Origin of the sequence: Aromatoleum bremense (assembly GCF_017894365.1) — a bacterium.
In the GTDB taxonomy this organism is placed as follows: domain Bacteria; phylum Pseudomonadota; class Gammaproteobacteria; order Burkholderiales; family Rhodocyclaceae; genus Aromatoleum; species Aromatoleum bremense.
Window position 1 is genome coordinate 564,239 of record NZ_CP059467.1, and the last position, 23,820, is coordinate 588,058.

The 23,820-nt window shown below is 66.4% G+C and carries 24 protein-coding genes; 9 read left to right on the forward strand and 15 right to left on the reverse strand.

Annotated features, from left to right (window positions below):
* Positions 1 to 41 precede the first annotated feature (41 nt).
* Positions 42 to 308, reverse strand: coding sequence for a 30S ribosomal protein S20 (gene rpsT, locus pbN1_RS02575; protein ID WP_053422183.1), 267 nt, complete (start codon positions 306 to 308; stop codon positions 42 to 44).
* Positions 309 to 425: 117 nt separating this feature from the next.
* Between rpsT and murJ the strand changes: the two genes are divergently transcribed.
* Together murJ and pbN1_RS02585 are read left to right on the forward strand one after the other, a co-directional pair.
* Positions 426 to 1,961, forward strand: a complete 1,536-nt coding sequence (gene murJ / locus pbN1_RS02580) for a murein biosynthesis integral membrane protein MurJ (RefSeq protein ID WP_169201405.1) — start codon at positions 426 to 428, stop codon at positions 1,959 to 1,961.
* A gap of 111 nt (positions 1,962 to 2,072) precedes the next feature.
* The gene (locus tag pbN1_RS02585) at positions 2,073 to 2,708 is read left to right on the forward strand and encodes a YbhB/YbcL family Raf kinase inhibitor-like protein (protein ID WP_169201404.1); all 636 of its coding nucleotides are present in this window, start codon (positions 2,073 to 2,075) and stop codon (positions 2,706 to 2,708) included.
* A gap of 25 nt (positions 2,709 to 2,733) precedes the next feature.
* On the opposite strand, the gene pbN1_RS02590 is transcribed toward pbN1_RS02585, so the two are convergent.
* The 7 genes from pbN1_RS02590 to pbN1_RS02620 form a co-directional block, all read right to left on the reverse strand.
* Positions 2,734 to 3,990, reverse strand: coding sequence for a 6-phosphofructokinase (locus pbN1_RS02590; RefSeq protein WP_169201403.1), 1,257 nt, complete (start codon positions 3,988 to 3,990; stop codon positions 2,734 to 2,736).
* A gap of 78 nt (positions 3,991 to 4,068) precedes the next feature.
* Complete coding sequence (gene adk, locus pbN1_RS02595; protein WP_169201402.1) at positions 4,069 to 4,722, reverse strand: adenylate kinase; 654 nt, start codon at positions 4,720 to 4,722, stop codon at positions 4,069 to 4,071.
* A gap of 79 nt (positions 4,723 to 4,801) precedes the next feature.
* Complete coding sequence (kdsB, locus tag pbN1_RS02600; protein WP_169201401.1) at positions 4,802 to 5,578, reverse strand: 3-deoxy-manno-octulosonate cytidylyltransferase; 777 nt, start codon at positions 5,576 to 5,578, stop codon at positions 4,802 to 4,804.
* Positions 5,578 to 5,772 carry a Trm112 family protein gene (locus tag pbN1_RS02605; protein WP_053422189.1) on the reverse strand — a complete coding sequence of 65 codons (195 nt, stop codon included), beginning with the start codon at positions 5,770 to 5,772 and terminating at the stop codon, positions 5,578 to 5,580. The genes kdsB and pbN1_RS02605 overlap by 1 nt, the downstream gene beginning before the upstream one ends.
* Positions 5,753 to 6,763, reverse strand: a complete 1,011-nt coding sequence (gene lpxK, locus pbN1_RS02610; protein WP_169201400.1) for a tetraacyldisaccharide 4'-kinase — start codon at positions 6,761 to 6,763, stop codon at positions 5,753 to 5,755. The genes pbN1_RS02605 and lpxK overlap by 20 nt, the downstream gene beginning before the upstream one ends.
* Before the next feature lie 50 nt (positions 6,764 to 6,813).
* A complete protein-coding gene (locus tag pbN1_RS02615) occupies positions 6,814 to 7,236 on the reverse strand; it encodes an ExbD/TolR family protein (protein WP_169201399.1) in 423 nt (140 codons plus the stop codon).
* Between the two features lie 8 nt (positions 7,237 to 7,244).
* Positions 7,245 to 7,853, reverse strand: a complete 609-nt coding sequence (locus pbN1_RS02620; protein ID WP_169201398.1) for a MotA/TolQ/ExbB proton channel family protein — start codon at positions 7,851 to 7,853, stop codon at positions 7,245 to 7,247.
* 300 nt (positions 7,854 to 8,153) lie between these two features.
* Between pbN1_RS02620 and xseA the strand changes: the two genes are divergently transcribed.
* Complete coding sequence (gene xseA, locus pbN1_RS02625; RefSeq protein ID WP_210147640.1) at positions 8,154 to 9,530, forward strand: exodeoxyribonuclease VII large subunit; 1,377 nt, start codon at positions 8,154 to 8,156, stop codon at positions 9,528 to 9,530.
* A gap of 132 nt (positions 9,531 to 9,662) precedes the next feature.
* Positions 9,663 to 10,250: a superoxide dismutase gene (locus pbN1_RS02630; RefSeq protein ID WP_169201397.1), complete on the forward strand. Its 588-nt coding sequence runs from the start codon at positions 9,663 to 9,665 to the stop codon at positions 10,248 to 10,250.
* Between the two features lie 103 nt (positions 10,251 to 10,353).
* Here pbN1_RS02630 and gstA read toward each other — a convergent pair whose 3' ends face one another.
* Positions 10,354 to 10,962, reverse strand: coding sequence for a glutathione transferase GstA (gene gstA, locus pbN1_RS02635; protein WP_169201396.1), 609 nt, complete (start codon positions 10,960 to 10,962; stop codon positions 10,354 to 10,356).
* A 164-nt stretch (positions 10,963 to 11,126) separates the two neighbouring features.
* Here gstA and pbN1_RS02640 point away from each other — a divergent pair, with 164 nt between their 5' ends.
* Positions 11,127 to 12,902 (forward strand): PHA/PHB synthase family protein, encoded by a 1,776-nt coding sequence (locus pbN1_RS02640; protein WP_169201474.1) that lies wholly within the window; start codon positions 11,127 to 11,129, stop codon positions 12,900 to 12,902.
* A 55-nt stretch (positions 12,903 to 12,957) separates the two neighbouring features.
* On the forward strand, positions 12,958 to 13,386 hold the full coding sequence (locus tag pbN1_RS02645; RefSeq protein WP_169201395.1) for a hypothetical protein: 429 nt from the start codon (positions 12,958 to 12,960) through the stop codon (positions 13,384 to 13,386).
* Here the strand turns inward: pbN1_RS02645 and pbN1_RS02650 are convergent.
* Positions 13,362 to 14,450, reverse strand: a complete 1,089-nt coding sequence (locus pbN1_RS02650) for an RNA methyltransferase (RefSeq protein WP_244857138.1) — start codon at positions 14,448 to 14,450, stop codon at positions 13,362 to 13,364. The genes pbN1_RS02645 and pbN1_RS02650 overlap by 25 nt on opposite strands.
* A gap of 180 nt (positions 14,451 to 14,630) precedes the next feature.
* Between pbN1_RS02650 and pbN1_RS02655 the strand changes: the two genes are divergently transcribed.
* The 3 genes from pbN1_RS02655 to pbN1_RS02665 all read left to right on the forward strand — a co-directional run bounded on the left by pbN1_RS02655 (position 14,631) and on the right by pbN1_RS02665 (position 16,984).
* Positions 14,631 to 15,305, forward strand: coding sequence for a hypothetical protein (locus tag pbN1_RS02655; RefSeq protein ID WP_169201391.1), 675 nt, complete (start codon positions 14,631 to 14,633; stop codon positions 15,303 to 15,305).
* A gap of 81 nt (positions 15,306 to 15,386) precedes the next feature.
* Complete coding sequence (locus pbN1_RS02660) at positions 15,387 to 16,328, forward strand: AEC family transporter (RefSeq protein WP_169201394.1); 942 nt, start codon at positions 15,387 to 15,389, stop codon at positions 16,326 to 16,328.
* Between the two features lie 164 nt (positions 16,329 to 16,492).
* Positions 16,493 to 16,984 carry a polyhydroxyalkanoate granule-associated phasin gene (locus pbN1_RS02665; RefSeq protein WP_169201393.1) on the forward strand — a complete coding sequence of 164 codons (492 nt, stop codon included), beginning with the start codon at positions 16,493 to 16,495 and terminating at the stop codon, positions 16,982 to 16,984.
* A 171-nt stretch (positions 16,985 to 17,155) separates the two neighbouring features.
* Here pbN1_RS02665 and pbN1_RS02670 read toward each other — a convergent pair whose 3' ends face one another.
* The 5 genes from pbN1_RS02670 to pbN1_RS02690 form a co-directional block, all read right to left on the reverse strand.
* Positions 17,156 to 17,614, reverse strand: coding sequence for a universal stress protein (locus tag pbN1_RS02670; protein ID WP_169201392.1), 459 nt, complete (start codon positions 17,612 to 17,614; stop codon positions 17,156 to 17,158).
* Positions 17,615 to 17,688: 74 nt separating this feature from the next.
* On the reverse strand, positions 17,689 to 18,666 hold the full coding sequence (locus pbN1_RS02675) for an efflux transporter outer membrane subunit (protein ID WP_280516174.1): 978 nt from the start codon (positions 18,664 to 18,666) through the stop codon (positions 17,689 to 17,691).
* A 110-nt stretch (positions 18,667 to 18,776) separates the two neighbouring features.
* Positions 18,777 to 20,135: an IS1182-like element ISAzo1 family transposase gene (locus tag pbN1_RS02680; RefSeq protein ID WP_169204312.1), complete on the reverse strand. Its 1,359-nt coding sequence runs from the start codon at positions 20,133 to 20,135 to the stop codon at positions 18,777 to 18,779.
* Between the two features lie 30 nt (positions 20,136 to 20,165).
* Positions 20,166 to 20,669, reverse strand: coding sequence for a TolC family protein (locus pbN1_RS02685; protein ID WP_169203732.1), 504 nt, complete (start codon positions 20,667 to 20,669; stop codon positions 20,166 to 20,168).
* Complete coding sequence (locus pbN1_RS02690; protein WP_169203733.1) at positions 20,669 to 23,815, reverse strand: efflux RND transporter permease subunit; 3,147 nt, start codon at positions 23,813 to 23,815, stop codon at positions 20,669 to 20,671. Before pbN1_RS02690 ends, pbN1_RS02685 begins: the two co-directional genes overlap by 1 nt.
* Positions 23,816 to 23,820 lie beyond the last annotated feature (5 nt).

A 23,820-nucleotide genomic window follows, 5' to 3' on the forward strand; every position in this document is an offset into this window, starting at 1 on the left:
CCGAAGTCGCCGCTTTTATTTGCTTCCAGTCTGTTCGCAGATCAGGCGGCCATCGCCTTGATCGCGGCCGACAGGCGGCTCTTGTGGCGAGCGGCCTTGTTCTTGTGAATGATCTTCTTGTCCGCGATGCTGTCGATGGTACTCATCGAGGTGCGGAACGTGGCTTGCGCCGCCGCCTTGTCGCCACCCACGACGGCCTTTTGCACAGCCTTGATCGCGGTACGCAGACGAGAACGCAGGCTGCCGTTGTGAGCGCGGGCCACGACCGCCTGACGGGCGCGCTTGCGGGCTTGTGCCGAATTGGCCATAGATGTTCTTCCGTTGGTTGGTTCTTGAAAACGCGCGAGTCTACCGATTCGGGCTGTCCGATGCAAGTGCGCCGCGGGCCTTCAGCCGCTATCATCCCCCCCTTTTGGCTACCCCAGATGAATCTGCTGCGCGCCCTCGCCACCGTAAGCGGCATGACCCTGTTGTCGCGCATCCTGGGCTTCGTCCGCGATTTCGTCATCGCCCGGGCATTCGGCGCCGGAATCGCGACCGACGCCTTTTTTGTCGCGTTCCGTCTGCCGAACCTGTTGCGGCGCATGTTCGCCGAAGGCGCGTTCTCGCAGGCCTTCGTGCCGATTCTCGCCGAATACCGGAACCGGCAGGGGCCCGAGGAGGCGCACCTGCTCGTCAATCGCGTCGCCACGGCGCTCGGGCTCGCGGTGACCGGAGTGTCGGTGCTCGGCATTCTCGCCTCGCCGTGGATCATCCAGGTCACGGCGCCGGGGTTTGCGGCCAATCCGGACAAGTTCGCGCTGACCGTCGAGCTGACGCGCATCACCTTCCCCTACATCCTGTTCATGTCGCTCGTCGCGCTCGCCGGAGGCGTGCTCAACACCTGGAGCCGCTTCGCGATTCCGGCCTTCACGCCGGTGCTGCTGAACCTGTCGTTCATCGGCATGGCGCTGTTCGCGGCGCCGTACTTCGACCCGCCGGTGCTCGCACTGGGCTGGGCGGTGTTCATCGGCGGCGTGCTGCAACTCATGCTGCAACTGCGGCCGCTCGCGCGCATCGGCCTGCTGCCGCGCTTCGACCTGAAGCTGTCGGATCCGGGCGTGCGCCGCATCGCGAGGCTGATGGGGCCGGCGATGCTCGGCGTGTCGGTGAGCCAGGTTTCGCTGATCATCAACACCGTCTTCGCGTCGTTTCTCCCCAGCGGCAGCGTGTCGTGGCTCTATTACGCGGACCGGCTGATGGAATTCCCCGCCGGGCTGCTCGGCGCGGCGCTCGGGACGATCCTGCTGCCGAGCCTGTCGAAGCTGCATGCCGACGAACAGCCCGAAGCTTTTTCGTCGCTGCTCGACTGGGGCCTGCGGCTGACGCTGATGCTGACGCTGCCGGCCGCGCTGGCATTGGCGTTGCTCGCGGTGCCGCTGATCTCGACGCTGTTCCAGCACGGCGCGTTCTCCGCCGCCGACGTGATGCAGACCCGTCTCGCGCTGATCGCGTACAGCGTCGGGCTTGCCGGGCTCATCCTCGTGAAGATCCTCGCGCCGGGCTTCTATGCGCGCCAGGACATCCGCACACCGGTGAAGATCGCGCTGCTGACGCTCGCGGCGACGCAGCTGATGAACCTCGCCTTCATCGTGCCGCTGCAGCACGCGGGGCTCGCGCTTTCGATCGGCCTCGCGTCGCTGCTCAATGCGGGGCTGTTGTATCGCGGACTGAGGCGGCGCGGCGTGTACCGGCCACAGCCGGCGTGGGGCCGGTTCTGGCTGCGGCTGGCGGGCGGGCTGGTGGTGCTCGGCACCGTGCTGTGGTTCGGCCGCGGCGACGATGCCTGGTGGCTCGCGGAAGGCGGACTGGCGCGCGTACTGCGGCTGTCAGCGGTCGTCGGCGCCGGCGTGGTCGCGTATTTCGCGACGCTTTTAGCGCTCGGCTTTCGCCCGCGCGATTTTCGCCGCCGCGCCGCGTAAGGCCTGCGTGAGGCCAATGCCGATCCGGAGGCGGGACGCCGATCACCCCATCGCGCTCTACAATGAATCCATCCCGGCTTTCCCGCCGCCCCACCGAAGGAGCCCAAGGGCATGAAACTCACGAGCCAGAGCTTCACCGACAACGCCACGATTCCCGGCGAATTCGCATTCTGCATTCCGGCAGCCGCCGGGCACGTGTGCCTCGGCAGGAACCTCAACCCGCACCTGGCATGGACCAGCGTCCCGGCCGGAACCCGCTCGTTCGCGCTGATCTGCCATGACCCCGACGTGCCAGGCAAGGGCGACGACGTCAATCAAGAAGGGCGCGTCGTGCCGGCGAGTCTGCCGCGCGTCGATTTCTTCCACTGGGTGCTGGTGGATCTTCCCGCGGCGCTGCGCGAAATCGCCGCCGGCAGCTTCTCGGCTGCCGTCACGCCGGGCGGCAAGCCGGGACCGCAGGCGCCGCACGGGCGACACGGGATCAACGATTACACGGCGTGGTTCGCCGGCGACGAGTCGATGCGCGGCGACTACTACGGCTACGACGGCCCCTGCCCGCCGTGGAACGACGAGCGGGTACACCGATACGTCTTCACGCTCTACGCGCTGGACGTCGAATGCATCGCGCTCGACGGCCGCTTCGGCGGCGCCGAAGTGCGCAATGCGCTCGCGGGCCATGTGCTCGCCGAGGCGAAGCTGACCGGCCTCTACAGCCTGAATCCCGCCCTGGAGCGCCGTCCCGGGTGATGCGCGCTGGCGTGGCGAGCGCGCGTCACGGACGGTACGGCGCGAGCCTGCGCGCCACGCCAGGCAGCGCGAAACGCGGGTAATCCGGCAGTCCGCCGGCAAAACACGCCGGCATTTCCCCCTCGATCAGCGGGCGCAGGTACGCCCGCGCGGCATCGGTGACGTGCAGCCCGTCGGAGCGAATGAAGGCAGCGGGCACTTGGCGTTCGAGGTTCGCGATCGCGGTCACCGCGACGGGCGCAACATCCCAGCGGTACGGGGCGTCGGCGAGACGGCGGATCGCGGCCATCACGCCGTCGCGCCCCGCCAGCGCGTACTCCACGGCCGCCTGCCCGACCGCACGAGCCTGCGCGTGGTCCGTCGCCGACACCAGGTGGCCGGCCGCCCGCTGCAGGTAGTCCGGGATTGCCCAGTGATGCTTGTAGCCGAGGCGCGCGTGGATCAGGCGCGCGATGCACTGCCCGGCGCCGCCGAGCTGGACATGGCCCTTCGCATCCTCGTCCTGTTCCATCAGCAGCGTGCCGTCGGCGCGGCGGATGCCTTCGGAGACGGTGATCGCGCAGTATCCCAGACGCGACACGGTGGACCGGACCACCGCGAGGAAGGCTTCCTCGTCGAACGGCACCTCGGGCATCAGGATCACATGCGGCGGCTGATCGTCGTTGCACGCGGCAAGCGCGGTCGCCGCGGCGAGCCAGCCGGCGTTGCGCCCCATGACTTCCAGGACGAAGGCGCGCCCGACGGGGCTCGTCATCGCCGCCAGGTCGAGCCCGGCTTCGAGCATCGAGGTCGCCGCGTATTTCGCCGCGGAGCCGAATCCGGGCGAACAGTCGGTGCCTTCGAGGTCGTTGTCGACGGTCTTCGGCACGCCGACGCAGACCAGCGGATAGCCGCGCTCGGCCGCCGCGCGCGACACTTTCGCGACCGTGTCCATCGAACCGTTGCCGCCGTTGTAGAGGAAATAACCGATGTCGTGGGCCGCGAACACCGCGAACAGGCGCTCGTACTGGTCGCGGTTCGCCTCCGGCGGATCGAGGTCGAAGCGGCACGAGCCGAACGCCCCGCCCGGCGTGCCGGCCAGGCGGCGCAGATCGGCAGCCGACAGCGGCGCGGTGTCGATCAGATCCTCGTCGAGCGCGCCGAGAATGCCGTGATGCGCGGCAAGCACCCGACCGACGGCATCGGCGCGGGCCCGGGCGGCTTCGATGACGCTTGCCGCGGTCGCGTTGATGACCGCGGTCACGCCGCCGGACTGGGCATAGAGCAGGTTGGCTTTATTCATCACGGTCCAGAAGCGCAAACGCGGCGAGGGACGGGAAAAACTCCCGCCGCTCGCCGCGCCATGCGGGAAAAATCCGGTTTACTTCAGGGCCGCGAATGCCCGCGTGGTGATTTCGTCCACCGCGCCGAGGCCGCTGATCTTGCGCACTTTCGGCGCGCCCGGCTGGCCCGACGCGGCCCATTTCGAGTAGTACTCGACGAGCGGCTTGGTCTGCGAATGATAGACCTCGAGGCGCTTCGCCACCGTCTCCTCGCGGTCGTCGTCACGCTGGACCAGATCCTCGCCGGTGAGGTCGTCCTTGCCGGCGACTTTCGGCGGATTGTACTTGACATGGTAGGTGCGCCCCGACGGCAGGTGCGCGCGCCGCCCGCTCATGCGCTCGATGATCTCGCTGTCGGGCACGTCGATTTCGAGCACGAAGTCGATCGGCACGCCGGCTTCCTTCATCGCGTCGGCCTGCGGGATCGTCCGCGGGAAGCCGTCGAACATGTAGCCGCTCTTGCAGTCGTCTTCGTTCAGGCGGTCCTTCACGAGGCCGATGATGATGTCGTCGGACACCAGCCCGCCCGCATCCATGACTTTCTTCGCCTCGATGCCCAGCGGCGTGCCGACCTTGACGGCGGCGCGCAGCATGTCACCCGTGGAAATCTGCGGAATGCCGAACTTCTCCTTGATGAAGTTCGCCTGCGTACCCTTCCCCGCACCCGGCGGTCCCAACAGAATCAGACGCATACACCTCTCTCCCAGTCAGGCGGCCGATGCTGCCGGCCGCGTCGTTATGCAAAAAAACTGCCAACAAAAGCCGCAGAACTTAACCGACTCGTTCGTGCCGGTCAAACGCCGCCCGCACGCGCTCGAGGTCTTCGGGCGTATCGACGCCCGCTGCCGGCGCGACCGCGACGGGCATCACCCGGATCCGGTGTCCGTGCCACAGCGCGCGCAGCTGTTCGAGCGCTTCCCAGTGCTCGAGCGGAGACGGGGCGAGGCTCGCGTAGCAGCGCAGGAACGCGACGCGGTACGCATACAGGCCGACGTGACGCAGCACCGGCAGGCCGGCGGGAATCCCGTCGCGGTCAGTGGCGAACGCATCGCGCGCCCACGGGATCGGGGCGCGCGAAAAATACAGCGCGTGGTCGCGTGCGTCGCAGACGACCTTGACGATGTTCGGGTTGAAAAGCTCGGCCGCGGCGTGCAGCGGGTGCGCCGCCGTCGCGATCGCCGCGACCGGGTCGTCGGCGAGCGCCTGCGCGACCGCGGCGATCAGCTTCGGCTCGATCAGTGGTTCGTCGCCCTGGACGTTGACGACGATGTCGTCGGCTTTCCAGCCCAGCGCGTCGACGACTTCGGCGAGCCGGTCGGTGCCGCTCGGATGGTCTTCGCGCGTCATCAGCGCGTCGCCACCGGCTGCCCTGACCGCGTCGAACACTGCCGTGTGATCGGTGGCGACCCACACTGACGCAGCGCCGGCGCGGCGCGCCTGCTCGAGCACGCGCACGACCATCGGCTTGCCGGCGATGTCGGCGAGCGGCTTGCCCGGAAGCCGGCTCGACGCGTGGCGCGCCGGGATGACGACGTGGAACGCAGCCATCAGCGGCGCCGCAAGGCGTCGACTTCTTCGGCGCCGAGCTGGCGCGCTTCCTCTTCGAGCATCACCGGAATGCCGTCGCGGACCGGGAAGCCGAGGCGGTCGGCCTTGCACACCAGTTCTTGCTTGTCCTTGACGAAGTCGAGAGGACCCTTGCAGATCGGGCACACGAGGATTTCAAGCAGTCGGGCGTCCATGCGTCAGTTTCTCCAGGATACGTTCGGCGGCGCCCGCCGCGATATGCGCTTTCACCGGGAACTCCCAAGTGTCGGCGGACGCGAAAGACGCGCATTTTACCGCATCCTTGCTGGTGAGGATTTTCGGCTCGCCCGGGGCGAAATCGAGGTCCGCCGCGGTGAATGGATGATGATCGGGAAACGGGTGCGGCACGACGTCGAGCCCCATCCCGGCCAATTGGGCGAAAAAGCGCTCCGGACGGCCGATGCCGGCGACCCCGTGCACGCGCCTGCCGCGAAACGCTTCGGCATTGCGGCACCCGCCGCCGTCGAGCCGGCGGAATTCGGCGCCCTCGAGATGCATCGCAAAGACCGGACGCCCGTCGAGAAGCGACGACAGCGCGGGCGACAGTGCGCCATGGGCGACGACCATATCCACGTCGCGCAGCCGGCCCGGCCCCTCGCGCAGCGGCCCCGCTGGCAGCAGCCAGCGGTTGCCGAGCGTGCGTTCGTCGACGACCGCGATCTCGACGTCGCGCGCGAGCGGGTAATGCTGCAAGCCGTCGTCGGCGACGATCATGTCACATTCGGGGTGTGCCTGCAGCAGTGCGAACGCCGCGGCCGGTCGGTCGGCACCGACGGCGACCGGACATGCGGTGAGCCGCGCGAGCAGCACCGGCTCGTCGCCGAACAGCCGAACATCCCCGTGCGGCGGCACGATCACGACGCCGGCAACTTCGCCGCCATAGCCGCGGCTGACGATGCCCGGCGTAAAGCCCGCCTCCCGCAGCCGAGCGACGAGCCATTCGACGACCGGCGTCTTGCCGCTGCCCCCGACCGCGATGTTGCCGACGACGATGACCGGCACCGGAAGGCGTACCGCACGCCGGATCTGGAGTTTGAACAACTGGCGACGCGTTGCTGCAAGCAGCAGGAACAGGCCCGACAGTGGCAGCAGCAGCACGGCCGCGAGCGAGCGGGTCTGCCAGAACGCCGGCGCGTTGCGCGGCATGGCTCAGAACGACCGGGCCGGTCCCTGGCGGGAAGAGGCAGGGGCCGGCGTCATTGGGGCGGCGCCTGGACCGCGAACGTGATGCGCGAGAGGCCCGCCCGCTGCGCCGCCTGCATCGCGTTGATGACGCTTTGATGCGCGGCCTTGGCGTCGGCGTTGATGACGACGACCGGCTGATCCCCTCCGGCAGGAACTGCCCGCCCCAGCGCCGCGGCAATCGCCTCGATGCCTTTGCCTCCGACCGGCTGCCGGTTCACGAGGATGTCGCCGGTGGCGCTCACCGCGAGGTCGATCTCGTCGGGCATCGTCTCGGCCGGCTGCGCTTCGCCGGTCGGCAGGTTGATCTCGAGGCCCGAGACCTTCGAAAACGTCGTCGTCAGCACGAGGAAGATGATCAGGACGAGCATGATGTCGATGAGCGGGATCAGGTTGATCTCCGGCTCTTCCTGGCGTCGGCCGCGCTGGAAGTTCATGTGCTTTCTCAGGCGCGACGCTCGCCGTGCACGACTTCGACGAGCCTGATCGCCTGCTGCTCCATCTCGATGACGAAACTGTCGACGAGGGCGCGGAAATGACGCCAGAAGATCGTCGCCGGGATCGCGATGATCAGGCCCAGGCCGGTGGAGTTGAGCGCGGTCGAGATGCCCTGCGCGAGTTGCTGCGGGTTCGTGCCGGCGGCGCTTTGCGACGCGAAGATGTCGATCATGCCGACGATGGTGCCGAAAAGCCCCATCAGCGGGCTGATCGCGGCGATCGTGCCGAGGGTTGTCAGAAACCGTTCGAGTTCGTGCGCGACCACGCGGCCGCTTTCTTCGATCGCCTCCTTCATGACCTCGCGCGAGCTGTTGACGTTGCGCAATCCGGCGGCGAGGACTTTCCCGAGCGGCGAATGGGCCGCGACGCGGTTCGCCATTTCACCCGATACACCCTTCTGGCGCAGGTCCGCGAGCACCTTGTCGAGCAGGCCGGGGGGGGCGATTCTGGAGCGACGCAGCGTCACGAGGCGCTCGATGATGAGTGCCACGGCGATCACCGATGCCAGCAACAGCGGCCAGATCGGCCAGCCCGAGGACTGTATGAGCGCGAACACGCGAGAAGACTCCCCTTGGCAAAGGCGGAACTCTAGCGTTCGCCTGCCCACAGGGCAAGCTTCCGCACCCCCGCGACGGGTGCGGAAGAATCCACAAAAGCTGTGGATAAGTATGTGGATTTTTCGCGGATAGCGCCCTGAAACTCTGTCGTCTCAAGCCAATGGCCACTTCGATCAAAAAATGTGCAACTAAATTTTCTTTTTTTATCAATAACTTAAAAATACAACCTTGAATCAAAAGGGTTTTCCGGATCGGGATTGACAAGGCGCCGGGCTTGTGGATTCCGCTACAATCCGCGCATGCAAACCGAGCTCCCGCATGGCGACGGGGATCCGCGCCCTCTCCCTTCGGCTGGCCACGTGCTGAGCGTCGCCGAACTCAACCGGCTCGCGCGCCAGACGCTCGAATCCCGTTTTCCGCTGCTGTGGGTCGGCGGCGAACTGTCCAACCTGACCCGCGCGCCGTCGGGTCACCTGTACTTCACGCTGAAAGACGCGCAGGCGCAGGTTCGCTGCACGATGTGGCGCAATCGCGCGCAATTGCTGCCGTTCCGGCCGGAAAACGGCATGCGCGTCGAAGCCCGCGCGCTGGTGACACTGTATGAAGTGCGCGGCGACTTCCAGCTCGGCATCGAAGCGCTTCGGCAAGCCGGGGTCGGCAATCTTTTCGAAGCCTTCGTGCGCCTGAAGGACAGGCTCGCCGGCGAAGGGCTGTTCGATGCCACCCTCAAGCGCGCGCTGCCGCGCTACCCGCGCCGCATCGGCGTCGTCACGTCGCCGGCCGCAGCGGCGTGGCACGATGTTCTCGCGACCTTGCGGCGACGAGCGCCGCACCTCGAGGTCGTGCTGTACCCGGCTCCGGTCCAGGGAGATGCGGCAAGAACGCGACTGGCCGAGGCGGTGCGCGCGGCCTCGGCGCGCGCCGCAACGGATGGCATCGACCTGCTGCTGCTGGTGCGTGGTGGCGGCGGCATCGAGGATCTGTGGGCGTTCAACGATGAAAGCCTGGCGCGGGCGATCCGCGCGTGCGCGGTGCCGGTGGTCAGCGGGATCGGACACGAAACCGACTTCACGATCGCCGACTTTGCCGCCGATCTGCGCGCCGCGACCCCGACCGGCGCAGCCGAACTCGCGAGCGCCGGCTACCATGAAGCCCGCAGGCATATCGCTTCGCTCGGCCGCACGCTTGCGGCGGCGCTGCACTATCGGCTCGACACGTTCGCGCAGCGCCTCGACCGCGCAGCTTTTCGCCTCGTTCACCCGCGCGAGCGCCTGGCGGGGGCACAGGAACGCGTCGCTCGTCTCGGAACGCGGCTTGCCGCGGCGCTCAGCCGCCGCCTCGAACGCCTGGAGGCGCGCCACGAGCAGCTTCGCCTCCGCCTCGAAGCGCGCCGGCCCGACCTCGACCGCGAGGCCGAACGCTGCGCGCGCCTCGCCAGCCGCCTCGCCTTCGCCGGGGAGCGGCTGATCGACCGCCAGGGCGAACGCCTCGCCGGCCTCGCGGCCCATCTTCAGCACCTCGCACCGCACGCCGTGCTCGCACGCGGCTACAGCATCACCCGCGACGCGCACGGCCACATTCTGCGCACCTCGGCAGACGTCTGCCCCGGCGCGAGGGTGTCGGTCGAACTGGCCACCGGCCGGCTTCATGCTACGGTGAACCGTACGGACGCGTGACCCGGCAACGCGCGGCTCCCGCGAGGACTCGCGGGCGAAGCCACCGTTCCGACATTGCCAACATCATCAGAGCCCGACTAGAATCGTCTGGCTTTTAGCCCAACAACCTGAATTGCAACAGGAGAGAGAAAAATGGAACATACCCTGCCTCAACTGCCGTACGCGAAAGACGCGCTGGCCCCGCACATCTCGGCTGAGACGATCGAGTTTCACTACGGCAAGCATCACCAGGCCTACGTGACGAACCTGAACAACCTGATCAAGGGCACCGAATTCGAGAACCTCGACCTCGAGGCGATCGTCAAGAAGGCGCCGGCAGGCGGCCTCTACAACAACTCCGCCCAGGTGTGGAACCACACGTTCTTCTGGAACTGCATGAAGCCCAGTGGCGGCGGCGAACCGAGCGGCGCGCTCGCCGACGCGATCAAGGCCAGGTGGGGTTCGTTCGAAGACTTCAAGAAAGCGTTCACGACGTCGGCGGTCGGCAACTTCGGCTCCGGCTGGACGTGGCTCGTGAAAAAAGCCGACGGCAGCGTCGACATCGTCAACATGGGCGCAGCGGGCACGCCCCTGACGACCGGCGACAAGCCGCTGCTGTGCATCGATGTGTGGGAACACGCGTACTACATCGACTATCGCAACCGCCGCCCGGACTTCGTCGCCGCGTTCCTGAACAATCTCGCGAACTGGGACTTCGCAGCGAAGAATTTCGCCGGCTGAGCCAGCGCTGTTTCGCGGCCCCGTAATGGGCCGCACAGAAAACGCAACGGCCCGTCGACCTCACGTCGACGGGCCGTTTTCCCGAATGCGGAAGCCGTCGTCGCTACGCGATCAGGCCTTCGGCCTTCATCGCCTCCTGCACCTTGGGCCGCTGCGCGACGCGCGCGATGAACGCCTGGATGTTGGGCCACTTCGCGACGTCGATCTTCAGCATCCCCGTCCAGTTGAGCACCGTGAAAAGATAGGCGTCGGCGACCGTGAAAGTGTCGCCGGTGACGAACTGCTTTCCGGTGAGGATTTTTTCCAGCGCATCGAGGCGGCGCTCGATCGTGCCCAACTGCACCTGTTTGAACTCCGGCGTCATCGCCGGATTGAACAGCGCCCCGATCTGCTTGTGGATTTCGGTGGCGACGAAATTGAGCGCTTCCATCTGGTGGTAACGCTCCATCGTGCCGGGTTTCGGCACCAGCCCCGATTCGGGCTTCTGGTCTGCGAGATACTGGCAGACGACCCCGACTTCCGTCAGCAGCTCGCCGTTGTCGAGAACCAGCGCCGGCACGTAGCCTTTCGGATTGATCTTCCAGTAATCGTCGCCGCCGGCAGTCTTCTTCGCCGGGATATCGACTTTCTCCAGTTCAATCTCAAGGCCCAGTTCGCACGCGACGATATGCGGCGCCAGCGAGCAGGCTCCGGGGGAGTGATAAAGTTTCATCGACGTCTCCTTCAAGGAAATTGAATCTGGTGTGTTGTTGTGCCTTCCCGGCGTCCCTTGCGCTTCGTGGCAAGCGGCGAAAACTCTAACACAGCATAAAAGAATGTCTCACACCCGACGGATAATCGCCCGCTATTGCACCGCAGGAGCAGACAAACATGAACATGCGCACTCCATCGCCCGCGACGCCCCCCGCACTTCCCGAAGCGCCCTCACACAGCCGCACGCCTCTCGATATCAAGGTCCATGCCGCGCTGGCGCGTGCGACCTCCTCGGTTTCCCCAATGTCCTTGCTGCTCGCGAGCATCGACTGGGCCGGGCACCTGGCCAGCTCGCCGGGCAAACGGCTGGATCTCGCCAATCTCGCGCTCGAACAGAACCGCCGGCTGGTGCGCTACGTCCGCGAACTCGCCGTCGCGCTGCCGGACTCGCCGGCCCGCGAATGCATCGAGCCTCTTGCACACGATCGGCGCTTTGCCGCCGACGAATGGCACCACTGGCCGTTCAACCTGATGCACCAGTCCTTTTTGCTCGCGGACGAATGGTGGCAGGCGGCGACGCACGGCGTCCCCGGCGTGTCTCGGCATCATGAGAACGTCGTCTCGTTTTCTGCGCGGCAATTGCTCGACTTCTTTTCGCCGGGCAATTACCTCGCGACGAATCCGCTGGTGGTGAAACGCACGACTGAACAGGGCGGGGCGAACCTGTGGCGGGGGCTGGTGAACGCGCTGGACGATCTCGAGCGCCTCGCCACCGGCCATCCTCCGGCGGGCGCCGAAGACTTCGCCGTCGGTCGCAATGTTGCCGTCACGCCGGGCAAGGTCGTGCTGAAGAACCGGCTGATGGAGTTGATCCAGTACTCGCCGACAACCGCGAAAGTCCATCCCGAGCCGGTCCTGATCGTTCCGGCGTGGATCATGAAGTACTACATCCTCGATCTGTCACCGCACAATTCGCTTGTGAAGTACCTCGTCGACCAGGGACACACGGTGTTCTGCATCTCGTGGAAGAACCCCGGCGCGAGCGAATCCGACCTCGACATGGAAGCCTACGTGCAGTCCGGTTTCCACGCCGCGCTTGCGGCGGTCAATGCGATCGTTCCCGACCGCAAGGTGCACGCTGCGGGCTACTGCCTCGGCGGCACGCTGCTGTCGATCGCCAACGCGGCGATGGCGCGCGACGGCGACGAACGGCTCGCGTCGATGACGCTGTTCGCGGCGCAGACGGATTTCACCGAGCCGGGCGAGCTGGCGCTTTTCATCGACGAAAGCGAGGTCAGCCTGCTTGAAGCCCAGATGGCCGAAACCGGCTATCTCACCGCCGGGCAGATGGCCGGGGCGTTCCAGTTGCTGCGCTCGTACGACCTGCTGTGGTCCCGCATGGTCGGCGAATACCTGATGGGCGAACGGGCGCCGATGAACGATCTGATGGCGTGGAACGCCGACGCGACGCGCATGCCCGCACGCATGCACACGCAGTACCTGCGGCTGCTGTTTCTCAACGACGACCTGAGCGAGGGGCGTTACCCGGTCGGCGGCAAGCCCGTCGCGCTGAGTGACATCGACACGCCGATTTTCTGCGTCGGCACGGTCACCGACCACGTCGCACCGTGGCGCTCGGTCTACAAGCTGCATTACCTGATCCCGGCGGAAATCACTTTCGTGCTCACCAGCGGCGGCCACAATGCCGGCATCGTCAGCGAGCCCGGCCGGCCGCGACGGCACTTCCAGATACTCGAACGACGCGCCGGGGGCAACTATGTCTCACCCGACGACTGGCTGGCAATCGCGCCCCAGCACGAAGGCTCGTGGTGGCCGCAGTGGCTGGCCTGGCTGAAGGCGCGCTCCACGGAGCCGCTCGCCCCGCCCGCGCTGGGCGCCCCGCAGTCCGGCTACCCGATCCTCGATGACGCTCCGGGCCAATACGTGCGGGAAAAATAGGCATTCGCCCACCTCCGCGCTCGCCTTCTTCGTCTCTCCATAAAAGGATGCCGTCATGCATTTCGATACTCGCGCGTCGCTGGCGCTGCACAAGACGAATCTCGGACTGTACTTGCGCCTGTGCACGCTGCTGCGGGAAAACAGCCTGCGCTGGATCAATGCCAGTACCCATTCGATCGATACCTGCAGCGCCGAATTCGAAACCGTCATCGGCCGCATGCTCGCAGCCGATAACTGGACGGCGATGCTGCTCGCGGCGGGCGAAATGCCGTGGAAAACCGCGCAGCACCAAGTGGATGCCGTACAGCACCTCGCCGAAACGATGCTCGGCAGCCAGGCTGCCTTTATGAGCGCAACCCAGGAAGCCCTGTCGACGTGGCAGCGGGACGCCGCCGTGGCGCTGCGGGAGACGACCGGCGCCATGCCGCTGAGCACGACTTTGCGGAGCCTGATCGAGGATTATCTCCCTTCGGTGTCGTCGTGAAGGTCGGAGAGGAAACCGTCGCCGACCCGGATTTCTATCGCCGGCTTTTCGCTCTCATCGACGCCCTGCACGCCTGATATCCGGGCGCGCAACTGGCCGCAGCCGCCGTCGACATCCTGCCCCGCCGAATGGCGCAGCTTGGTCAGGATCCCGCGCCGGTGCAGGTGACGCGCCATGGCGGCCGCATGCTCCCAGGAAGGACGGGCGAAACCCGTTCCGGCGACGCTGTTGTACGGGATGAAGTTCATCACCGCGTATTTGCCGGCAAGCAGCCGGACGATGCCGTCGAGTTCCTCGTCGCCGTCGTTGATGCCCGCGAGCAACGTCCATTGATACTGGATCGGATAACCCGTCGCGCGGGCGTAGGTTTCGCCGAGTTCGACGAGTTCGGCCGGATCGATACGCGGCGCGCGCGGCATGAGCTGGGCGCGCAGCGCGGCGCGGGTCGTGTGCAGCGACAACGCCAGCGCCGGCTTGACGTCCCCAAGCGGCAGCCGCTCGAACACGCGCCGGTCGCCGACAGTCGAGAAAACCAGGTTCTTGTGCCCGATTCCGCCTTCGGTGCCGAGCAGCGCGATCGCTTCGAGCACGTTGTCGAGATTGTGCGCCGGCTCACCCATGCCCATGAACACGACCTTGCGGACGACCCTGCGCAAGCGGGCGAGCGCCACCTGCGCGACGATCTCGGCGCTGCCGAGCTGGCGCAGCAGGCCGTCGCGGCCCGTCATGCAGAAGGCGCATCCGACCGCGCAGCCGACCTGCGTCGACACGCACAGGCCGTCGCGCGGCAGCAGCACGCTCTCCACGGTCTGCCCGTCGGCCAGTTCGACCAGCAGGCGCGCGCCGTCCTCGCCGGCATGTTCGGAACGCACCTGCGCGAGCGCCGCCAGTTCCGCAGCCATCGCGGGCAGGCCGACGCGCAGCGGCGCAGGGAAAAAATCCTCGGCGCGGCTTCGGCCCTCATCGAGCGCAAGGGCCTGCGCCCAGGCCCGCAACACGCGCTGTTCGTGGCAGGGTTTGGCGCCGCTCGCCCGCAGGCGCTGCCGGATTTGGTCGATACGCATCAAAGGGCGGGCGAAGGGGCGAAGGGGCGAAGGGGCGAATGCTAGCATCGCCATGCGACGGCCACTAGCCGCGCTTTCCGACAAACGAGGCCACCCCGCTTTTCCCCGATGGCCACTACACGGGGTACGGTATCGGCAACCTCTCCCGCCCCCCTCATAATCTCCTTGGCCAGTCGCTCTTTGGCGACTATCGATCAGCATCGGCCGCAGCACAGCCGGGGATCGGCCAAAACCCGAAATCGACTCAGGATGAGGAGACCAAACATGAAGAATTCACCGACAGAACAGCTTCGGACCGAAAACATGGAGTGCGAATTCGTTCCACCGCTTGATCTGCCGGAGACATGGGGTCTTGCGTGGGAACGCCAGCTGAACGCGGCGCTCGCGTGGCAAGCGGCGAATGCGACCGCGGACAACGGCGGCGCACCAGCGAACCCCATGACGAATTCCACGGCGGGGGCGCTCCGGCAAATGGGCGGCACGGCGTGCGCGCCGACGATGCGGACCCTCACCAGGATGACGACGCTGCTGGGTTCGCTGCGGGAGCGGACGCTGCAGATCCAGAGTGAAGCCGCGAACGTGGCGATCGCCGAAGTGGCGCATTCCCACGCCCCGGCGTCGGACACCGCGGGCAACGATGAAGCCTTGCGTCCGATCGACGCTGAAAACGCGCGGCGCATCACCGAACTCATCAGGTCATGGTTCGAAATGACCGCCGCTGCGCAGGCCGAAATGGCAGCGCTGATGGGCTTGGGCGCAACCGGTGCACGAAGCGATGCGAGCAGTCCAGGTGCATTCGAGCGTCGCGCCCAGGCCCGTGTGATCGACTTCCCCGACCGCCGCCGCGCGGCGTGACGTTGCGTCGCAGCCTGATGTTATCCTCGCCGGCTCGCATGGCAATCCGTTCCGGATACGGCCGGCGCCCGGATTCCATTCATGCTGCAAGTATTCACGATCACCGGTCCTGTATTCATCATCATCGCCCTCGGATTCGCTGCCGTACGCTGGGGGTTCTTTGCGAAGTCCGATACCCGCATCCTCGGCAAATTCGCGGTCAATATCGCCCTGCCGGCCATGCTGTTCAAGGCCCTGACCGAACGGCCGTTCGCGGAAATCCTCAACACCCGCTACCTGCTCGCCTACGCGCTGGGCTCGCTCGCGACTTTCGCGATCGGGGTCGCGGCGACGCGCTATTTCCGCCACCGGAGCCTGCAGTTGAGCGCCGTGCACGGGATGGGCATGTCGCTGTCGAACAGCGCTTTCATCGGCTACCCGATCGTCCTGCAGTTGCTCGGACCGCCGGCCGCGATCGCGCTCGCGTTGTGCTTTCTCGTCGAGAACCTGCTGATCCTGCCCCTCGCGCTGGCGCTCGCGGAGAGCGATGGCGGCGGCGGTGAAAGCGCCCTCAAGGTCGTATCGAACACGTTTCTGCGCCTCGGCCGCAACCCGCTGATCCTCGCGATCGTTGCCGGCTTCGCGTGCGCGATGCTCGAACTGCGGCTGCCCGGACCGCTGCTGCGCGCAATCGACATGCTCGCGCTGGCCTCGGCGGGCATCGCATTGTTCGTCATCGGCGGCACCCTGGTCGGGCTGACACTCAAAGGCATGCGCCGCGACATCGCGTACATCGCCGCAGGAAAGCTGCTGCTGCATCCGCTCGCAGTGTTCGTCGCAGTCATGCTCGTTCCCCCTACCGACCGCGCGCTGCAGATCGCCGCGGTGACGTTCGCGTGCATGCCGATGCTGAGCATCTATCCCATCCTGGCGCAGAAGTACGGCCGCGAAGACCTGTGCGCTGCGGCTTTGATGGCGACGACGGTCAGTGCATTCTTCACGATCAGCGCGGTGATCTGGGTGCTGCAGACCGGCATGGGCTGATCGTCCTTCCGGCGGCGGCGGCACGTTCTGTGGCAGGCGAAACACGCGACGGGCACGCGCTGTAACATGTTCCGCCCTCGTTTCTTGTTACCCTTGTTGTCTACGACGGTCGCCGCGGCACTGTCCCCGCAACTCCGTCTCATTGAATGGAAGAAAACTTCACGATGACTCAACGCCAACCTCGTGGCCTGTCCGCCGATCCGATGCGCCAATGGACCCACCTCGCCGTGAAGACGATCCAGACGATGATGGCGTCCGCCCAGGTCATCGGTCACCGCACCACAAAGATGGCCATTGCCGGCTTTGCGCCCAGCGCGAGCGACCAGGAGGAATTCACGCTGATGGGGCAGGAAAAATTCGAGGCGGCCGCCGAATCGGCGCAAGCGATGACGATGCACCTGATAAAGCTCAACCAGCGCCTGTGGGAACAGACATCCGTCGGAATGGTCGGCGGCGCGAGCGCGATACTGTCGCTGGCCGGCAGCCAGACGCTCGGTCAGTCGGTCGAGCGCCAAACCGATCTCTTCAATGTGGTTTCGGAGTCGGCGAAGAATTTATCCCGACTCGCCGGTTCGAGCGTGACGCTCGCCCACCGCGGACTGCGGCCGATCCACGCCAAGGCGACGGCCAACGCGAAGCGCCTCGGGGCGCGCTGATTCGCCGCCGCACCGCCGCAACCCCGGCGGGCTTCATCAGGGCCGCTTACGCGGCCTTCCTGGGGCAAGGCTATCACTTAGCCGGCTGTCCGAAATCCTGGTGCCCGCTCCATCATGCGTGCTCGGATGACGGTTCATGACAAGTTCTGTTTGACTGCCGAGTCCTGAGGTTCAGGCGTCGATCTGCGGTTTCAGGATCAACACCGGAATACGGCTGTGCGTGAGGACCGAGTGCGCCTCGCTGCCGATCAGTAATCGCCGCAAGCCCCGGCGCCCGTGAGAAGCCATGCAGATGAGGTCGGCACCGCAACGCTCTGCCGCCTCGATGATCGCCTCGGCGGGCATGTCGCTGACGGTGCTGAGCGTGGCGCAGACAACCCCGACCTGTTCGCACAGTGCGCACGCCCTGCCGAGAATGCGCGCGGCCTCACGATCTTCGAACTGCTGGAACTTTTCGAGTGTCACTGGCGCAATGAACCCGCTTTCACCGAAACGGGCATCCGGATAGGGTGGCTTGGCGTAAAAGGCAGTCACTCGGGCGCCCGTCGCAGTGGCGAACTCGGCGGTCTGCCGAATGGCCGCCTCTGACAATGCCGAGCCGTCGGTCGATACGAGAATGTGTTTGAACATGGGGTTTTACCTCGATCTGCAGTGCAGGAACCTGGGGGCATGCGAGCCATGCCCGCCAAGCCCGTCCCGGATCGTCAGCGCCAGTCACCACCCCCCAGCGCCTTGTACAGCGCGACCTCGCTAGAGCGCTGGCCGAGCTGGCTGCCGAGTAGTTGTTGGCGGGCACCGAGCAGCGCACGCTGAGCATCGAGCACGGTGAGGTAGCTCTCCACGCCGGCACGGTAACGCTGGTCGGCGAGCTCGAGGTAGCGGCGGTTGGTGTCGACCAGATCCTGCTCGGCCTTCAATTGCGCGGTGAAGGTCTGCCTTGCGGCCAGACCGTCTGCCACCTCGCGGAAGGCCTGCTGGATCGCCTTCTCGTACTCCGCCACGGCGATGTCCTTCTGCAGCTCGGCGTAATCGAGACTGGCGGTCAGGCGCCCGGCGTTGAAGATCGGCAGGCGGATCTGCGGCATGAAGGACCAGAAGCCCGAGCCGCCGTCGAACAGCCCTGACAACTCGCTGCTCGCCGTGCCGGCACCGGCGGTGAGCGTGATGCTCGGGAAGAAGGCGGCACGCGCGGCGCCGATGCTGGCGTTGGCGCCGCGCAGCCGGTGCTCTGCGGCGAGAATGTCGGGCCGGCGCTGCAGCACCTCGGCGGGGAGCCCAACCGGGAGAGCTGCAAGCACGTCGCCGAGGGGCGCGGCCGGGCTCAATCCCGCTTGTTGCGCGGGCGCCCCGAGCAACACCTCAAGCCCGTTGGCGTCCTGCGCAACGCGACGCACGTACAGGGCCTCCTGAGCCCGCACGGCATCCACTGCCGCCTGTGCCTGGCGCACTTCCAGTTCGGACGCGGCGCCCGCCTCGAAGCGCTGTTTAATCAGGCCGAGCGACTCTTCATAAGCCCTGAGGGTGTCCCGCACCAACCCGAGTTGGGCTTGGTCGGTACGCAGCGCGAGCCACGCGTTCGCCACCTCGGCGGTGAGGGCGAGGCGCAGCGCGCGCTGGCTGGCTTCCTGGGCCAGGTAGGCCTCGAGGGCACTTTCTTCTAGCAGCCTGTCGGACTTGAGCACCGCCGGCGCTGTATCCGGGGGCTTGATTTCACAATGTGAGAAACGGTCGGCATTTCAGGTTCCAATCAGCGGTTTCCTGTCCGAAATCGCAATGCCCCTGTCCTTTTTTCTCACTGCGGACGCAATACGGCCATGCGCTTCAAGTTCCACGCCAAGCACACCAGGGTCCACTCGGCGCGCACGTTGTCGAGCCCGCGCAGCAGGAACTGGCGAAATCCCATCACCGACTTGATGATGCCGAACACCGGTTCCACGGTCTGTTTCCGGAGCGCGTAGGCGGCGCGGCCGGCCCGGGTCTTGAGGGCGTGCTTCATCTGTTCGACGGGGCTGGCGGGCTGCTCGAGCGGGGCGGGCTCTTCGAAGCGGCGGCGCCAATCCGGATGGTGCTCGTCGCGCCCGACCGCGATCAGCGGTTCGATCCCGGCGGCCTGGCAGCCCTGGACGTTGCGCTCGCTGAAGAAACCGGTGTCGGCCAGCAGTTGGTCGGGCTGATTGAGCCCTTCGGGCAGGGCCGCGATGCGGGCCAGCATCGGCTCGACCTGCTCCTTGTCGTTGCCCGCCTGGGTGAGGTGGGGCACCATCACCAGCATCGACTCCGTATCGACCAGCGCCTGCGCGTTGTAGCACTGCTCGAAGCCGCCGCTGGTCACTTTCATGATGCGCGAGTCTTCGTCGGTCAGATTGAGCTGGTCGTCCGCGCGCGGACCGGGGGCAGGCGGGGTCGGCGGCTTGCCGCCGGGCTTCTTGCCGGTGGCCGCCGCCTTGGCCTGACGCTTGGCCAGCTTGGCATCAAACTCGGCCTGTTCACGCTCGAAGCGCTCCTTGGCGCGCGCTTCGATCTTGGCCTTGGCGGCCGCGATGGCGGCCAGCCGGTCTTCTCGGCGCTGGATCTCCGCGGGCAGATCCACGCCCTCGGGCACGCAGCTCCGATCGGCCGCTTCGGCCAGCGCGAGCATCTCCTGCACTTCGGCCTTGAGCTGGGCCTCGATCTTCTCGGCGTGCCCATACGAGAGCGCGCTGTGTCGGCTGGCGTTGGCGTGGATCTTGGTACCGTCCAGGCTCACGGTGCCAAAGCGCGAGAGCTGGTTCTCGCGGGCGACTTGCAGCACCTGCACGAAGGCATCGGCGAACTGATCGCCGAAACGGCGGCGGAACGTCGCCAGCGTGTCGTGGTCCGGATGCTGGTCGCACGCGATGAAGCGGAAGGCCAGCGAGTCGTACGTGGCCCGCTCGATCTTGCGGCTCGAATGGGTTCCCGTCGCGTAGCCGTAGATCAGCAGCGACAGCAGCAGCGCCGGGTGGTAGGCATCGCTACCGCGGCCCGCGTAGGCGCGCTCCAATGCCGACAGGTCCAGCCCTTCCACCACATCGACCACGTAGCGCGCCAAGTGCGATTCGGGCAGCCAGTCCTGCACCGACGGTGGTAGCAGGTAGTCCGTTTGGCGGTCGATCGGGCGGAAGCGGCTCATGCTCTCGGGTTCCAGGGGCGACGCGGCATTTTACAGGGGGATAGTCCGACACGCTGCTAGGCTACGGATGCGGCCGAAGAAATCCAGCTCGTAGGCGGCGATGCCCAAGCCGACCGAGTATTGGCCGCTCGTCGTCGCCTCCGGCGCCATTGACAGATCGGCCGGCAGGCGCTGACGCGTGGCGCTGCCGTCGGCATTCACCGATGGCACGCGATCGGCGCGCTGGATGCGGTACTGCGCGCGATAGGCCTCGACCCGAAGGGCTGCGGCGCGCAGATCACGGTTGTTGTCGAGCGCGGTACGGATCAGCGCCTGCAGTTCGGGCGCGCGGAAGAAGGCCTCCCAGCCCAGGCCGTGCGCACCGGGGTCCGAGGCGGCTGCGACGGTCGTGCCTCCGCCATAGGCCTCGCCGCTTGGCCAAGCGCTCGGGGTTGGTGCCGCAGGTCGCTCGTAGGCGGGCATCATCGAGCACGCGCCCAGCGCGCTGCCCAGAGCAAGCGCGGAAGCCAGTTTTTTCAAGGTATTGATCGACATCACTTCACCTCCACCGCTTGGGGAACAGCCACCGCTTCGGTGGGGGTTTTCTTCTTGAACGCACTGGCCACCACATAGAAGAACAGCGGCACGAAGAAGATCGCCAGGAAGGTGCCGGCGAGGGTGCCGCCGACCACGCTGGTGCCGATCGAGTGCTGGCTGCCGCTGCTGGCGCCGGTGGCGATCGCGAGCGGGATCACGCCCATGACGAAGGCCAGCGAAGTCATGATGATCGGGCGCAGCCGCATGCGCGCCGCCAGCACCGCGGCATCGAACAGGCGGCGGCCTTCCTTCTCGTGCAGTTCGCGGGCGAACTCGACGATCAGGATCGCGTTCTTCGCCGCCAGGCCCATCGTCGTGATCATGCCGATCTGGAAGAACACGTCGTTCGACAGCCCGCGCCCGAGCGTGGCCATCACCGCACCGAGGATGCCCACCGGCACGACCAGGATCACCGAGAACGGAATCGACCAGCTCTCGTACAGCGCCGCCAGACACAGGAACACCACCACCAGCGACAGCACCAGCGTGAAACTGCTCTGCGCGCCCGCCAGGCGCTCTTCAAAGGACAAGCCGGTGAAGGCGAGGTCGACTCCCGGCGGCAACTGCTGGGCCAGACGCTCCACCGTCGCCATCGCGTCGCCGCTGCTGGAGCCGGGCGCCGCCTGGCCGAGAATCTGCACCGCCGGCAGGCCGTTATAGCGCTCGAGCTTGGGCGAACCGTAGGTCCAGTGCCCGCTGGCGAAGGCCGAGAACGGCACCATCTTGCCCTCGGCGTTGCGCACGTACCACTTGTCGAAGTCTTCCGGGGCGATGCGCGCATCGACCGCGCCCTGCACGAACACCTTCTTGACCCGGCCGCGATCGACGAAGTCGTTCACATAGGCCGAGCCCCAGGCCACCGACAGGGTTTCGTTGATCGCTGCCAGGCTCACCTGCTGCGCGCGCGCCTTCTCGTCGTCGATGACGACTTGATACTGCGGCTCGTCGGACAGGCCGTTCGGGCGCACCAGGCGCAGGCCGGGGTCCTGCGACGCCATGCCGAGCAGCTGGTTGCGCGCCGCCATCAGCGCTTCATGCCCGACGCCGGCCTTGTCCTGCAGGTAGAGGTCGAAACCAGTGGCGTTGCCGAGCTCCAGGATGGAGGGCGGCACGATCGGGATCACCGTGGCGTCCTTGATCGCCATGAAGCGGCCGAAAGCGCGCCCGGCCAGGGCCTGCACCGCGGAAGCGGGGCTGGTGCGTTCAGCAAAGGGTTTCAACTCGACGAAGGCGATGCCCGAGTTCTGCCCGCGGCCGGCGAAGTTGAAGCCGTCCACCGTCAGCACCGAGGCCACGTGCTCGGCTTCGTCCTGCAACAGGTAGTCGCGCACCTCGGCGAGCACCGCCTGGGTGCGCTGCACGCTGGCGTTGGGCGGCAACTGCACCTGGACGAGCAGGAGTCCCTGGTCTTCGTCAGGCAGGAAGGCGGTCGGCAGTCGCATGAAGAGCGCGCCCAGCACCAGCAGCAGCACCCCGTAAAGCACCAGGAAGCGCTTCTTGCGCTTGAGAATCCCGGCGACGCCACGCCCATAGCTTTCCGAACTGGCATTGAAGCGTCGGTTGAACCAGCGGAAGAAGCGGTTCTGCTCGGAATGATCTACATCCGTCCGGCGCAGGATGGTGGCGCACAGTGCCGGGGTGAACATGATCGCCACCAGCACCGACAGCGTCATCGCGGTCGCGATGGTGATCGAGAACTGGCGGTAGATGACGCCGGTCGAGCCGCCGAGGAACGCCATCGGCACGAACACCGCCGAGATCACCAGGCCGATGCCGATCAGCGCGCCGGTAATCTGGTCCATCGACTTCTTCGTGGCCTCCTTCGCCGACAGACCCTCTTCATGCATGATGCGTTCGACGTTCTCGACGACCACGATCGCATCGTCCACCAGCAGGCCAATCGCCAGCACCATCGCGAACATGGTGAGGATGTTGATCGTGAATCCGGCCGCAAGCAGCACGGCGAAAGTGCCCAGCAGCACCACCGGCACGGCCAGTGTCGGCACCAGTGTGGCGCGGAAGTTCTGCAGGAAGAGGTACATGACCAGGAAGACGAGCACGATCGCTTCGATCAGGGTTTTCACTACGGATTCGATCGAGGCCGTCACCACCGGCGAGGTGTCGTAGGGATAGACCGCCTTCATGCCGGCGGGGAAGTAGGGCTCGAGCGTGGCCAGGGTCGCGCGCACGTTGTCGATCGTCTCCAGCACGTTGGCGCCGGTCGCCAGGCGCAGCGCCATGCCCGAGGCCGGCTTGCCGTTGTAGTTGCCGGAGATCGAGAAGTTCTGCGCGCCGAGGCCGACCTCGGCGACGTCCTTCAAGCGCACCTGGGCGCCGTTCTTCTCAACCTTGAGCAGGATGTTCTCGAACTCCGCCGGCGTGGTCATGCGCGTCTTGCCGAGCACGGTGGCGGTGAGCTGCACGTTGTCGCGGGTGGGCAGGCCGCCGAGCTGGCCGGCGGACACCTGCACGTTCTGCGCGCGCACCGCGGCGAGGATGTCCGAGGGGGTGAGCTGGTAGCTGTTGAGCTTGGCCGGGTCGAGCCAGATGCGCATCGCGTTGGGCGCGCCGAACACCATGAAGTCGCCCACGCCCTGGGTGCGCGAGATCGGATCCTGGAGGTGGGAGACGATGTAGTCGGAGAGGTCGAAGTAGCTCATCGAGCCGTCTTCCGACACCAGGCCAACCACCAGCATGAAGTTCATCTGGTACTTGGCGACCCGGATGCCCTGCTGCTGGACCTCCTGCGGCAGCATCGGGGTGGCCAGCTGCAGCTTGTTCTGCACCTGCACCTGGGCGATGTCGGGGTCGGTGCCCTGCTCGAAGGTGACGATGATCTCCATGCTGCCGTCGGAATTGCTCGCCGACGAGAGGTAGCGCAGGCCGTCGAGGCCGTTCAACTGCTGCTCGATGACCTGCACCACGGTGTCCTGCACGGTCTGCGCCGAGGCGCCCGGATACACGACGCTGATCGACACCGCCGGCGGGGCGACGTTGGGATACTGGTTGATCGGCAGCTTGAGGATGGACAGGGTGCCGGCGAGCATCACGACGATGGCCAGCACCCAGGCGAAGATCGGGCGGTCGATGAAGAATCGGGACATGGCTG

What these genes read in the sequence shown, in the direction of transcription:
- rpsT (WP_053422183.1), bottom strand. Translation starts at nt 308, where the DNA reads ATGGCCAATTCGGCACAAGCCCGCAAGCGCGCCCGTCAGGCGGTCGTG.
- murJ (WP_169201405.1), top strand. Translation starts at nt 426, where the DNA reads ATGAATCTGCTGCGCGCCCTCGCCACCGTAAGCGGCATGACCCTGTTG.
- pbN1_RS02585 (WP_169201404.1), top strand. Translation starts at nt 2,073, where the DNA reads ATGAAACTCACGAGCCAGAGCTTCACCGACAACGCCACGATTCCCGGC.
- pbN1_RS02590 (WP_169201403.1), bottom strand. Translation starts at nt 3,990, where the DNA reads ATGAATAAAGCCAACCTGCTCTATGCCCAGTCCGGCGGCGTGACCGCG.
- adk (WP_169201402.1), bottom strand. Translation starts at nt 4,722, where the DNA reads ATGCGTCTGATTCTGTTGGGACCGCCGGGTGCGGGGAAGGGTACGCAG.
- kdsB (WP_169201401.1), bottom strand. Translation starts at nt 5,578, where the DNA reads ATGGCTGCGTTCCACGTCGTCATCCCGGCGCGCCACGCGTCGAGCCGG.
- pbN1_RS02605 (WP_053422189.1), bottom strand. Translation starts at nt 5,772, where the DNA reads ATGGACGCCCGACTGCTTGAAATCCTCGTGTGCCCGATCTGCAAGGGT.
- lpxK (WP_169201400.1), bottom strand. Translation starts at nt 6,763, where the DNA reads ATGCCGCGCAACGCGCCGGCGTTCTGGCAGACCCGCTCGCTCGCGGCC.
- pbN1_RS02615 (WP_169201399.1), bottom strand. Translation starts at nt 7,236, where the DNA reads ATGAACTTCCAGCGCGGCCGACGCCAGGAAGAGCCGGAGATCAACCTG.
- xseA (WP_210147640.1), top strand. Translation starts at nt 8,154, where the DNA reads ATGCAAACCGAGCTCCCGCATGGCGACGGGGATCCGCGCCCTCTCCCT.
- pbN1_RS02630 (WP_169201397.1), top strand. Translation starts at nt 9,663, where the DNA reads ATGGAACATACCCTGCCTCAACTGCCGTACGCGAAAGACGCGCTGGCC.
- gstA (WP_169201396.1), bottom strand. Translation starts at nt 10,962, where the DNA reads ATGAAACTTTATCACTCCCCCGGAGCCTGCTCGCTGGCGCCGCATATC.
- pbN1_RS02640 (WP_169201474.1), top strand. Translation starts at nt 11,127, where the DNA reads ATGCGCACTCCATCGCCCGCGACGCCCCCCGCACTTCCCGAAGCGCCC.
- pbN1_RS02645 (WP_169201395.1), top strand. Translation starts at nt 12,958, where the DNA reads ATGCATTTCGATACTCGCGCGTCGCTGGCGCTGCACAAGACGAATCTC.
- pbN1_RS02650 (WP_244857138.1), bottom strand. Translation starts at nt 14,450, where the DNA reads ATGCGTATCGACCAAATCCGGCAGCGCCTGCGGGCGAGCGGCGCCAAA.
- pbN1_RS02660 (WP_169201394.1), top strand. Translation starts at nt 15,387, where the DNA reads ATGCTGCAAGTATTCACGATCACCGGTCCTGTATTCATCATCATCGCC.
- pbN1_RS02665 (WP_169201393.1), top strand. Translation starts at nt 16,493, where the DNA reads ATGACTCAACGCCAACCTCGTGGCCTGTCCGCCGATCCGATGCGCCAA.
- pbN1_RS02670 (WP_169201392.1), bottom strand. Translation starts at nt 17,614, where the DNA reads ATGTTCAAACACATTCTCGTATCGACCGACGGCTCGGCATTGTCAGAG.
- pbN1_RS02680 (WP_169204312.1), bottom strand. Translation starts at nt 20,135, where the DNA reads ATGAGCCGCTTCCGCCCGATCGACCGCCAAACGGACTACCTGCTACCA.
- pbN1_RS02685 (WP_169203732.1), bottom strand. Translation starts at nt 20,669, where the DNA reads ATGTCGATCAATACCTTGAAAAAACTGGCTTCCGCGCTTGCTCTGGGC.
- pbN1_RS02690 (WP_169203733.1), bottom strand. Translation starts at nt 23,815, where the DNA reads ATGTCCCGATTCTTCATCGACCGCCCGATCTTCGCCTGGGTGCTGGCC.